Origin of the sequence: Acinetobacter sp. CFCC 11171, from assembly GCF_003268405.1 — a bacterium.
GTDB classification, from domain to species: Bacteria; Pseudomonadota; Gammaproteobacteria; order Pseudomonadales; family Moraxellaceae; genus Acinetobacter; species Acinetobacter amyesii.
Window position 1 is genome coordinate 1 of record NZ_LQXP01000043.1, and the last position, 10,963, is coordinate 10,963.

Consider the following 10,963-nt stretch of genomic DNA (forward strand, 5'->3'; position numbering starts at 1 on the left):
GTTGCATTTCATATAACAACCATTATGTTAAATGGAATATAAAAAACAGTTGACATAAATACATTGTGTGCAATTATATTGCACACAATGTATTTATTTAAAGGTAATCAAAATGAGTAATCTTTATTCTACCCAGGTTAAAGCAATCGGTGGACGTTCAGGAAATATTCGTAGTGAAGATGGTATCTTAGAACTAAAATTGGCTTTGCCAAAAGAATTAGGTGGTAAAGGTGATGCAACGAATCCTGAACAATTATTTGCAGCTGGCTATGCTGCATGCTTTGGAAATGCAGTGATCCATGTAACTCGTAGCAATAAAGAATATAAAATCCGTGATAACGATGTAGAGGTCCTGAGTACTGTTGGAATGGTTGCTAATGGCAATGGTGGATTTGCCTTGACAGTACACTTAGATGTCACACTTTCAGGTATTTCACAAGCTGATGCAGAGAAAATCGTGGAACAAACGCATCAAGTATGTCCTTATTCCAATGCTATTCGAGGTAATATACAGGTGTCTACCACTGTCTATACCAAATAAAAAGCTATGTCCAAGAATCAGCTTTGCTTAGATGAGCAACTATGTTTTCCTATTTATGCTGCATCTAATTTAATCGTAAAAGCTTATCGCCCTTTTCTTACACCTCTCGGACTCACTTATCCTCAATATTTAGTGATGTTGGTTTTGTGGGAAAAAGAATGTGTAAGTGTGGGTGATCTTGGACAAATTTTACATCTTGATAGTGGAACATTAACCCCACTATTAAAAAGAATGGAGACATCTGGTCTAATTAATCGATCACGTGATCCTAATGATGAAAGACGAGTTCTTATTTCATTAAAAGATAAAGGGCGAGACTTATCTGCTGAAGCAGAAAAGATTCCTAAAGAGCTTACCAAGAACATTGAGTTTGATAACTTAAATCAATTACGAGATGAATTAAAAGTATTAGTTAATCTATTATCAGAAAGAATTTGAGACCTCTTAATATCTGATAATGGAAGCCTGTTTACTTTCAAGAATCAATTAGTTTTTCTAAAATAAACATAATACACCTTATACGAAGTCAAAAAAATATATCTATATGATAATTAATGAAATTGTAATAACTATTCATAATGACCATTATGTAAAATGGATATGATAGAAGTGTACTAGTGAGTACACTTCTATCATAAAAAGAGAGCTGCTAGCTCTCTTTTTTATGTTTTATTCAAAATGAAGTTGATATTTATCCGTCGTAATCTTGATCTTGAGGTTCTTATATTTTCGTTTTGTGGCACTCAGGGCTGAATCTGTCACTTCTGCATAAAATTTAGGGTCATTCATTAGATCATTAAATAGTTTATATCCAATCAATAACTTACTAGATTTTTTCTTTTCCTTTAGATCATTTTCAATCAACTGATCCAATTCTTTTACAGAAAAACTATGCATATTACCCTCTATAGTATCTTTCTGATAAAACAGCATACAGACTTAGCAAGAGGATTTAAAGCTTATTAGATAATTGATATATTTATGAAATTGTGAGAAAGATAATATATTAGATTTATCTATTTAAGTTAAGTTTTTCTAAAAATAACATAATACACCTTATACGAAATACTTGATATTTATCATTAAATTTCAGTATATTAGATCAAGCCGTTGTGGGGCATAGGGTACCAGAGCGGCTTTTTATTGATTATTTATGTTCCACGCTTAAAATTCGAACAATGTTTCATGATTTTTATAAGTTAAACTAAATTTAGTTGCCAATCCCAATAAGCTATTCACTAACTTGTAAATATCGGTATACCGCCTGACGACTAATCCCAAAAGCTTTTCCTAATGCCATTTTTGATGGATACTTCCCTTCCCTCCATGCTTGTCGTAAAGCTTCAGCTTGGTCAGGCTTTAGTTTATGCACCCGACCTTTGTACTTCCCCTGAGCAGAGGCGAGTTTTATTCCTTCCTTTTGCCGCTCTAAAATTATCTCACGTTCGAACTGTGCAAAAGCACCCATCAATTGCAGCATCAAATTATCCATCGGGGTGGATTCGGCCGTAAAAGTAATATTTTCTTTTACAAACTGGATGGCAATCCCTCGTTTGACCAGTTTATCTACTTCAGTGACCAAATCTTTCAGGCTTCGCGCAAAACGATCCATGGAATGTACAATCACCCTGTCCCCTTCCCGGACATAGTTCAACATTTCCTGAAATTTAGGTCGGTCAGTATTTTTACCTGAAGCACGGTCAACAAAAATCCGGTCGACTTCAATTCCCTCAAGTTGACGTCCAGTGTTTTGCTCGACAGAACTTACCCGGATATACCCTACTTTTTGGCCTTTCAATTTTTCACGCCCCAATTGGATAAAAATGAACAATTTCGTAAATTATAAATCTTTAATACTAAAGTTACATGTTATTTATGATTAAAAATCATTTAAATGATACATAATTTCATGAACTTTCAGATTGTAACTTTAGGGTATGCTCTAAATATACATATTTAAATAACGAGTTTTTTCTCACTCATAAGAATTTGCAAGAATATATATACATTTATTGACATTAAGTAATTTAAATAAAATCAATATATGTATTTGCATATATGTGGAAATACGTATATAAATATATCTGAGTTTCTAATAGCAGAGTCAGTCAAAATGTTCTCGACCATAAAGATTTATCACAATCCTGAGTGTGGTACATCAAGGAATACCTTAGCTTTAATTCAAAATGCAGGAATTGAACCAATCGTTATTGAATATCTAATTACCCCACCTTCGAAAGCAGAATTAATTGAACTTATTCGTAGTGCTGGTTTAAGTGTTAGAGAAGCAATTCGTAAAAATGTACCTCCATATTCTGATTTAGAAATTGTTCGGGAAGATTGGTCTGATGAACAGCTTTTAAATTTTATGCTTCAACATCCTATTTTGATTAACCGCCCATTCGTTGTTACGGATTTAGGTACACGTTTGTGTCGTCCTTCTGAAGTTGTTTTGGATATTCTCCCGTTTCCTCAGAAAGGCGCATTTAGCAAAGAAGATGGTGAAAAAATTATTGATGAAAATGGCCTAAGAATTAAATAGCACTTTCTCATCTCTTGAATGGAAAGAATGTGAAGGAGACTTATATGGATCAAGTTAATTTTTTTAAATGCTTATCAGATGAAACACGTCTCAATATAGTGACATTAATTGTTGAAAATAAAGAACTATGTGTATGTGATTTGACTGAAAAACTACAACTCAGTCAACCTAAAATTTCAAGACATTTAGCCCTTTTACGTGCTTCAGGGCTACTTCAAGATCGCAGACAAGGCCAATGGGTTTACTACAGTATCAATCCAAAATTGGCCAACTGGTGTTATGAAATTTTAGATATTTTGAAGACGGTTCAATCTCAATCAAAGCTGGATGATCAACACCCCCTTTCTGTAAATAGTTATTGTGAGTAATTCAATGAAATTTTTATTTTTATGTACTGGAAATAGCTGCCGTAGCATTTTGTCTGAAGTTTTGTTTAATAGCCGAGCACCAGAAGGTTGGAAAGCCTATAGCGCTGGGAGTAAGCCTTCAGGTCAAGTTCACCCGCTAACTTTAGAAACCCTTGAAAACTTAGGGTTATCTACTGAAGGTTTATGGAGTAAAACGATTGATGACTGTGAACAGTACCAACCTGATGTTGTGATCACGGTATGTGACTCTGCTGCTCAAGAAGCCTGTCCACTTTATTTGGGTGGAGCAATCAAGGCACATTGGGGCCTAGCTGATCCTTCACACCTGGAAGTAAATAAAGAAGAAAAAATGAAAGCTTTTATGACCACTGTTGAACATATCAACCGTCGTTTAGATGCTTTATTTGCCCTAGATGTAAATAAACTTTCTCGTCCTGAACTCATTGCTGAAATCAATAAAATTTCGAATGTTGAGTAAGAGATATGTCTGAAAAACGCTTATCCTTTTTAGATCGTAACCTGACGCTATGGATTTTTATTGCCATGGCTCTAGGTATTGCAATCGGAAACTTCTTTCCGCAAGCTTCTGTCGCACTCGATCAATTAAGTATCAACTCTGTGAATATTCCAATTGCAGTTGGTCTTATTCTGATGATGTATCCCCCCCTGGCAAAAGTGAACTATGCGACGTTGCCACAAGTATTTAAAGATAAAAAAACACTAACTTTATCTTTAATACAAAACTGGCTAATTGCCCCAGTACTGATGTTTGCTCTGGCTATTATATTTTTACATAGCTATCCCGAATATATGACTGGTGTCATCCTAATTGGTCTAGCTCGATGTATTGCCATGGTATTGGTTTGGAATGGCCTAGCTTGTGGTGATAATCAATATGTTGCAGCCTTAGTTGCCTTTAACAGTATCTTCCAGATTTTATTCTTCAGTACCTATGCCTGGTTATTCCTGACCTTCCTGCCACCTTATTTCGGTGTTGCTTCACAGGTCATTAATGTTGATTTCTGGACCATCACCCATGCTGTTCTGGTTTATCTTGGTATTCCATTTCTGTTGGGTTTCTTAACGCGTTGGATTCTGGTGAAACAAAAAGGGGTAGAGTGGTATGAAACTCAGTTTATTCCGAAAATCAGCCCGCTGAGTTTAATGGCTTTACTGTTCACGATTCTGGCCATGTTTAGCCTAAAAGGTGGTGATGTCGTGAGTCTTCCACTGGAAGTTTTACGAATCGCGGTTCCTTTAACCATTTACTTCGTTTTGATGTTCTTTATCAGCTTCTTCATGAGTAAATGGATGGGCAATGACTATCCTAAGACCACAGCAATCGCATTTACTGCAGCCGGGAATAATTTTGAATTATCACTGGCAGTCGCAATTGCCACTTTTGGTATCGCTTCACCTGTTGCTTTTACCACGATTATTGGTCCATTGGTCGAAGTTCCGGTGTTGATTGCCTTGGTGAGTGTTTCGCTCTGGCTGAGAAAAAAAGTTTTTAAAGAGGCCTAATTCTATGAATCTCCCAAACGTAGATCTTAATCTTCTTGAGCAACCGACTTTTGAAAAAGTTCAGGCAAAAGAACTTGCTCATCCCCCTCGCATTTTGCTCCTTTACGGCTCGAATCGAGAACGCTCTTACAGTCGCCTTGCCGTTCTTGAAGCCGGTCGAATCCTGGAGCATTTTGGGGCGGAAGTAAAAATCTTTCATCCTAAAGGGCTTCCTTTACCTGAAGATGCGGATACTGAGCATCCAAAAGTAAAAGAGTTGCATGAACTTTTAGCATGGTCAGAAGGCATGGTCTGGTGTTCACCTGAACGCCATGGTTCTATGAGTTCAATTTTTAAATCACAAATAGACTGGATTCCACTGGCAGGGGGTGCAATCCGTGCCACCCAAGGTAAAACTCTTGCCTTGATGCAAGTCAGTGGCGGATCACAGTCATTTAACAGCCTGAACCAGATGCGTATTTTGGGTCGTTGGATGCGGATGATCACCATTCCAAATCAGTCCTCAGTTCCAAAAGCATTCTTGGAATTCGAAGAAGATGGACGAATGAAACCTTCAGCTTTCTATGACCGGATTGTGGATGTGATGGAAGAGTTATTTAAGTTCACCCTACTGACCCGTGGTCAAAGCAAATACCTGACAGATCGTTATTCTGAACGTAAGGAATCGGCTGAAGAATTATCTAAACGTGTGAATCAGCGTAGTTTGTAAACGCTAGGTGATATTAAATGCAAAAGAGACATTCTAAATTAATTATTCTAGGTTCAGGCCCTGCGGGTTATAGCGCAGCTGTATATGCTGCACGTGCCAACTTAAAGCCAACGCTGATTGCCGGTTTACAGCTAGGTGGTCAGTTGACCACAACAACCGAAGTCGACAATTGGCCGGGTGACCCTGAAGGTCTAACTGGTCCTGCACTCATGGAACGTATGCAAGCGCATGCTGAACGCTTTGGTACTGACATTGTCTATGACCATATCAACGAAGTTGATTTAAGCGTTCGTCCATTCGTTCTAAAAGGTGATATGGAAGAGTTCACTTGTGATGCCCTGATTATTGCAACAGGTGCAACGGCTCAGTACTTAGGTCTTGAATCTGAAGCTGCATTTATGGGTCAAGGCGTAAGTGCCTGTGCAACCTGTGATGGTTTCTTCTACAAAAACCAAAAAGTTATGGTTGTCGGTGGTGGTAATACTGCGGTTGAAGAAGCCCTTTATCTATCCAACATTGCTTCACACGTGACTCTAGTTCACCGTCGTGACTCTTTGCGTTCAGAGAAAATTCTTCAAGATCATCTGTTCGAGAAAGAGAAAGAAGGTAAAATCAGCATCACTTGGAATCATCAAGTGGACGAAGTTCTTGGTGACAGAACGTCAGGTGTAACTGCAGTTCGCCTGCAATCTACCCAAGATGGCTCTAAACAAGATGTAGAAGTTACTGGCTTATTTGTTGCCATTGGTCATAAACCGAATAGCGGCATGTTTGAAGGTCAGTTGAACCTTCGTGATGGTTATATTCAGGTTCAAAGCGGTACGGCAGGTAATGCGACTGCTGCATCTGTTCCGGGTGTATTTGCTGCGGGTGATATTGCTGACAGCGTTTACCGTCAAGCGATTACTTCGGCAGGTTCAGGCTGTATGGCTGCACTTGATGCTGAAAAATATCTTGATAATCTGAATTGATGAGTAGGTTGTCATAATTGAAAAAGTGAATAAATGTAAAAACCCAGTCTTCATGATTGGGTTTTTGCACTAAAGAAATCAGATATAAAAAACAAAAGGGGAAAAGGCGTTGAACCAGAAACAGACGGAAACAGATGTCATCATTATAGGTGGTGGACAGGCTGCTTTATCTACTGCTTATTTTTTAAAGCGCAAGAAAATCCCATTCATTATATTGGATGAGCAAAATCAAGCAGGGGGTGCCTGGCTGCATACCTGGGAGTCATTGCGTCTTTTTTCTCCTAATACCTGGAGTTCTCTATCCGGTTGGATGATGCCCATCACTGAACAGACCTATCCAACACGAAATGAGGTGATTCAGTATTTATCGGCTTATGAACAGAGATATCAATTTCCGATTGTTCGTCCAGTACATGTCGATCGTGTGGAATCGAATGGAAAGTATTTAGACGTATATGCTGGAGAAAAGTTTTGGCGAGCCAAGGCCGTGGTTAGTGCAACCGGGACATGGAGCCAGCCGTTTATTCCTGATTATCCGGGACAAGAAAACTTTCAAGGTACACAGTTACATTCAGCCCATTACATGAATGCAGACCCATTTAAAGGTAAGAAAGTCATCGTTGTGGGTGGTGGTAATTCAGGCGCTCAAATACTCGCTGAGGTTTCACAAGTTGCTGAAACCATTTGGGTCACGAAAACTCCACCTCAATTTTTATCCGATGATGTGGACGGTCGTGTACTGTTTTTAAGAGCGACGGAACGCTTAAAAGCACAGCAAGAGGGTAAAGTCATTGATCAGCCTGTTGGGGGGCTTGGTGATATTGTGATGATTGATAGTGTTAAGGAGGCAAGGCAGAGAGGGGTTTTGCATAGTCGTCCACCTTTTAAATCATTTACCACAGACTCTATCATTTGGCCTGATGGCTCAAAAGAGCAAGTCGATGCGGTGATCTGGTGTACAGGGTTTAAAGCTTCTTTGGATCACTTGAGGACTCTGGGGGTGATAGAGCCAGACAACCTGATAGAGGTTAAGGACGGAAGATCGGTCAAGATGCCGAACTTGTGGTTGGTAGGCTATGGGGAATGGACTGGGATGGCTTCAGCTACGATAATTGGAGTTTCTAGAACAGCGAGAACCACAGTGGAGGAAATCGTTGCTTATCTACACGAAATTGATACTAAAAATTATTTAGAAAAATGAGCTATCTATCTCATTAGAGGATTTTAAAATAGACTCTTTTCAATACGTTACCTATATTAGGTAAGCTAAAATAATTCCATTTTCATAATTCTATTTGCTCTATTGAATGATAAATACAAGGCGTTAAATAGATAGAATATCTACTTAACGCCTTAGGTCTTATCTCAATAAAAGTACAGGTTTTATAGAGCTTGATAACAATTTGGTCGTCGTACTACCAATAAAAAACTGGCGTATCTTTGAATGACCATATGCACCAATCACAATCATATCAATAACGTTTTTTTCTTGATAATCCAATATAGATTTCTCAACATCACCGTCAAGCATGCTATCAATTACATCAAAACCATTATTTACAAGTAGCTCTTTTGCCCAAGTGACTTGTGATGTCATATCACTATTTAGCTTACCAACATATACCACATGAGCTGTCAGGGTTTTTAATAAAGGACTATTTGCAATTTTGTCTACACAAATACGTGCAGTAGGACTTCCATCAAAAGCAATTAAAAAAGACTCAGGTGGACTAAAGGGTGCAGATGTTATTAATACGGGTGAACCGTACCGGGTTTGTCGGAGACTTTTTATTTAAGTTAGGCCACCTGACCTAACGGGTTAATCTTATCATTGTACATTGCTTCAAACTCAAAAGGCGATACATTGTCAACGGCATTCTAAAATTGACCCCTTTTACCTTACAAATGGCAAAGTAAAATTGACCCCTGAAATCAGAGAAAGAGCGGTTCAATTATTGATTGAATCCGAAAAAGATTATCCATCGAATTGGGCAGCAGTTTCCGCAATTGCTCCTAAAATTGGCTGTACTCCTGAAACACTACGTGTTTGGTATCAAAAATATTTAGATCAACAAAATCCTGTCAAAGTACAAGATATCTGATCAAGAGAAAATGAAGGGTAATCCCCCCTAAAAATACTAGCTCTTTAAAAGAGGCAGTATTATGCTTTTACAACATGGTATTTAAACTTGAGAAACTGAATTTAAAACAATCTACTGTAACTCTTCCAGACAGATATGAAATTAATCCACCCCTAACCCTTTAAACACCGCATCCACCGGATCTGCATAAAAGCTGGTCTGGAACTTGGTAAACAGTTCCACAGGAATCGTTGGGATATCTGCCGCACTACTCATGGGTAAAGCAACCTTCTTGGCACCCGCATCAAAAGCAACTTGCAGACATTCGGCAATACTTTCCACCGGTGTCACTGAACCACCCAAGCTCATATCACCCAGTACCACCATCTGACTTTGTACCGATCGTCCTAACAGGCCTGAAGCGAAAGCCACTAAACTTGGCAAGGCAAGATGGCTGAGCGGCCCGGTATTCTGTAATTCAACCACATGTAAGTGGAAATCATGTTCCAGCACCTTACTCCCCCCCGAGATCCGGGATGCATTGGCCTTGAAGTAGTCAAATGCGATCTTGACCTGCTCCTTGGCACTGCTTGAATTCCATAAGCCTGATGTGGCCAATTTTCCTGAACCTTTAGTGACTTGCAGTTCTAAGCGGTATAAGCCTGGCATGCCCTTATTACTGAGGCCAATGGTATACAGGAAGCCTGGTTTAGCAGGACCTTCGGGAATAAGTCCACCTCCACCCTGCTCTTTTACCGAAACAAAATGCTCTTCTAGAGTGTCATTGTCGATATAGCTAAAATGCACATCATAGAATTCCATCCCTCCAATTTTCTTCAGCTGTTCTTTGACCCGACGGCGCACCTGCAGTGCATATTCCAGGCATTGCCGTACATCTTCTTTATTAAACTGACCGTGTGGGTAAAGCAGCTTCATCAATCCAGAAACCGTCTTGCGAACGGCGATCACATCACGCTGATTCAGGTTATTCCCTAGCTTGAAGTACTTCTCAATGGCATCCGCAAAACTGCGCTTGCGCATTTCCCGGAAGAATTCAGCCAGATAATCAACAATCAGGCCATAACGGTTGGTAAAGAATTCCGGGCGCATTTTTGGAATTTCCCAACCTGGGATATAGGCATGAAAGCGATCAAAGAATGCTGAATCGATCATAGCTTCAGGAAACGGAGCCAATAAGTGGCTAGTCTTCACCAAAGATTCAACACTTTGGTTAATATTACCCACAAAAACCATCGAAGCTGAGGCTTCCATCTGTTCACGACCACGAGCAAAAGATCCTGAGGCCATGTAATCTTTCATGATCTGTACACCATCTTTGTCCTTAAAGGAAATACCGGCGACTTCATCAAAAGCTACCACATCCCATAAGCCCACCAGACCAATACGGCGGCTACTCATGTTATAGAACAGGTTGGCGACAGTCGTTTGCCCACCAGAGACTAAAATACTATTCGGTGAACACTCTTTGTAAATATGGCTTTTCCCGGTACCGCGTGGTCCCAGTTCACAGACGTTATAGTTATTTTCAACGAACGGAACCATACGCGCTAATAGGTGCCATTGCACGTCCTCTTTTAACGAAGCCGGTTCCATGCCGATGGAACGGATTAAACTCTCGCGCCACTGATCAGTGCTTAATGCTGCTCTGCCACTGAAGAGTTCATCCATATTCATATTCGGCATTTGAATCGGCTTGAGTAAGCTCACCCCAAATGGAGAACTAGTCTGCCCTTCTTCAAAATAATAACTGAGCGTAGCAATGACCCAGATACCACCAACAAGTAATTTTTCATACTCTTTGACGATGCCTGCCGAGATTTCGGCATCTTTGATGCCCAGATTACTAAATGATGCTTCGTATTTGTCCTTACGCTCATTCAGCTTTACGGTCACCCGATCAATGACTTTATAACTGCCACGTTCACGAACCAGGGATTTCACCTTCTCAGCTTCATCAGGTCGTACATAGTTCTCTGCCAGCACCGTCTTTACGTTACGTAGTCCCTGCTCAATGATCTCAGGATCATCCGAGGCACAATACATCCCTAGCAGGTATTCGAGTACATAGACAGGAACGTTAGCCCCTTCTTTGATCAGTTTAGTCAGATCCTTACGTACCACCCGCCCAGCAAAGTGTTCATTCAGCAGCTGATCCAGTTCTTTATCGTTAGCAGATTCCATGTAGGCTACGCTCTATCGTTAATTC

The 10,963-nt window shown here is 39.7% G+C and carries 12 protein-coding genes and 2 pseudogenes; 10 read left to right on the plus strand and 4 right to left on the minus strand.

Annotated features, from left to right (window positions below; translation table 11 throughout):
• Positions 1-112 precede the first annotated feature (112 nt).
• On the plus strand, positions 113-541 hold the full coding sequence (locus AVJ20_RS15735; RefSeq protein ID WP_004786455.1) for an organic hydroperoxide resistance protein: 429 nt from the start codon (positions 113-115) through the stop codon (positions 539-541).
• A gap of 6 nt (positions 542-547) precedes the next feature.
• Positions 548-979: a MarR family winged helix-turn-helix transcriptional regulator gene (locus AVJ20_RS15740; RefSeq protein ID WP_000042163.1), complete on the plus strand. Its 432-nt coding sequence runs from the start codon at positions 548-550 to the stop codon at positions 977-979.
• 231 nt (positions 980-1,210) lie between these two features.
• Here AVJ20_RS15740 and AVJ20_RS15745 read toward each other — a convergent pair whose 3' ends face one another.
• Both AVJ20_RS15745 and AVJ20_RS15750 read right to left on the minus strand, forming a co-directional pair.
• Entirely contained in the window at positions 1,211-1,438 is a 228-nt protein-coding gene (locus AVJ20_RS15745) for a hypothetical protein (RefSeq protein ID WP_004812234.1), read from the minus strand.
• A 334-nt stretch (positions 1,439-1,772) separates the two neighbouring features.
• A complete protein-coding gene (locus AVJ20_RS15750; protein WP_004282172.1) occupies positions 1,773-2,339 on the minus strand; it encodes a recombinase family protein in 567 nt (188 codons plus the stop codon).
• Positions 2,340-2,654: 315 nt separating this feature from the next.
• On the opposite strand from AVJ20_RS15750, the gene arsC reads away from it, so the two are divergent.
• From arsC to AVJ20_RS15785, 7 genes are all read left to right on the plus strand, one after another.
• The gene (gene arsC, locus AVJ20_RS15755; RefSeq protein ID WP_004644743.1) at positions 2,655-3,083 is read left to right on the plus strand and encodes an arsenate reductase (glutaredoxin); all 429 of its coding nucleotides are present in this window, start codon (positions 2,655-2,657) and stop codon (positions 3,081-3,083) included.
• 44 nt (positions 3,084-3,127) lie between these two features.
• Positions 3,128-3,451, plus strand: coding sequence for a metalloregulator ArsR/SmtB family transcription factor (locus tag AVJ20_RS15760; protein WP_004644742.1), 324 nt, complete (start codon positions 3,128-3,130; stop codon positions 3,449-3,451).
• Between the two features lie 4 nt (positions 3,452-3,455).
• Entirely contained in the window at positions 3,456-3,929 is a 474-nt protein-coding gene (locus AVJ20_RS15765) for an arsenate reductase ArsC (RefSeq protein ID WP_004726772.1), read from the plus strand.
• A 5-nt stretch (positions 3,930-3,934) separates the two neighbouring features.
• Positions 3,935-4,975, plus strand: coding sequence for an ACR3 family arsenite efflux transporter (arsB, locus tag AVJ20_RS15770; protein WP_010116223.1), 1,041 nt, complete (start codon positions 3,935-3,937; stop codon positions 4,973-4,975).
• A 4-nt stretch (positions 4,976-4,979) separates the two neighbouring features.
• Positions 4,980-5,684 carry an arsenical resistance protein ArsH gene (gene arsH / locus AVJ20_RS15775; protein WP_005253621.1) on the plus strand — a complete coding sequence of 235 codons (705 nt, stop codon included), beginning with the start codon at positions 4,980-4,982 and terminating at the stop codon, positions 5,682-5,684.
• Between the two features lie 17 nt (positions 5,685-5,701).
• On the plus strand, positions 5,702-6,655 hold the full coding sequence (trxB, locus tag AVJ20_RS15780; RefSeq protein WP_005021621.1) for a thioredoxin-disulfide reductase: 954 nt from the start codon (positions 5,702-5,704) through the stop codon (positions 6,653-6,655).
• 109 nt (positions 6,656-6,764) lie between these two features.
• The gene (locus AVJ20_RS15785) at positions 6,765-7,856 is read left to right on the plus strand and encodes an ArsO family NAD(P)H-dependent flavin-containing monooxygenase (RefSeq protein ID WP_005253618.1); all 1,092 of its coding nucleotides are present in this window, start codon (positions 6,765-6,767) and stop codon (positions 7,854-7,856) included.
• A 159-nt stretch (positions 7,857-8,015) separates the two neighbouring features.
• Here the strand turns inward: AVJ20_RS15785 and AVJ20_RS15790 are convergent.
• Positions 8,016-8,414, minus strand: a pseudogene (locus tag AVJ20_RS15790) (universal stress protein); the annotation flags it as partial.
• 124 nt (positions 8,415-8,538) lie between these two features.
• On the opposite strand from AVJ20_RS15790, the pseudogene AVJ20_RS15795 reads away from it, so the two are divergent.
• Positions 8,539-8,773: pseudogene (locus tag AVJ20_RS15795) on the plus strand (hypothetical protein); the annotation flags it as partial.
• A 125-nt stretch (positions 8,774-8,898) separates the two neighbouring features.
• Here AVJ20_RS15795 and brxL read toward each other — a convergent pair.
• A complete protein-coding gene (gene brxL, locus AVJ20_RS15800) occupies positions 8,899-10,938 on the minus strand; it encodes a protease Lon-related BREX system protein BrxL (protein ID WP_005021615.1) in 2,040 nt (679 codons plus the stop codon).
• Positions 10,939-10,963 lie beyond the last annotated feature (25 nt).

Bases quoted from the DNA above. Each gene is read 5' to 3' on its own strand.
- arsC (WP_004644743.1), top strand. From the start codon at position 2,655: ATGTTCTCGACCATAAAGATTTATCACAATCCTGAGTGTGGTACATCA.
- arsH (WP_005253621.1), top strand. From the start codon at position 4,980: ATGAATCTCCCAAACGTAGATCTTAATCTTCTTGAGCAACCGACTTTT.
- AVJ20_RS15740 (WP_000042163.1), top strand. From the start codon at position 548: ATGTCCAAGAATCAGCTTTGCTTAGATGAGCAACTATGTTTTCCTATT.
- AVJ20_RS15735 (WP_004786455.1), top strand. From the start codon at position 113: ATGAGTAATCTTTATTCTACCCAGGTTAAAGCAATCGGTGGACGTTCA.
- trxB (WP_005021621.1), top strand. From the start codon at position 5,702: ATGCAAAAGAGACATTCTAAATTAATTATTCTAGGTTCAGGCCCTGCG.
- brxL (WP_005021615.1), bottom strand. From the start codon at position 10,938: ATGGAATCTGCTAACGATAAAGAACTGGATCAGCTGCTGAATGAACAC.
- AVJ20_RS15765 (WP_004726772.1), top strand. From the start codon at position 3,456: ATGAAATTTTTATTTTTATGTACTGGAAATAGCTGCCGTAGCATTTTG.
- AVJ20_RS15760 (WP_004644742.1), top strand. From the start codon at position 3,128: ATGGATCAAGTTAATTTTTTTAAATGCTTATCAGATGAAACACGTCTC.
- AVJ20_RS15745 (WP_004812234.1), bottom strand. From the start codon at position 1,438: ATGCATAGTTTTTCTGTAAAAGAATTGGATCAGTTGATTGAAAATGAT.
- arsB (WP_010116223.1), top strand. From the start codon at position 3,935: ATGTCTGAAAAACGCTTATCCTTTTTAGATCGTAACCTGACGCTATGG.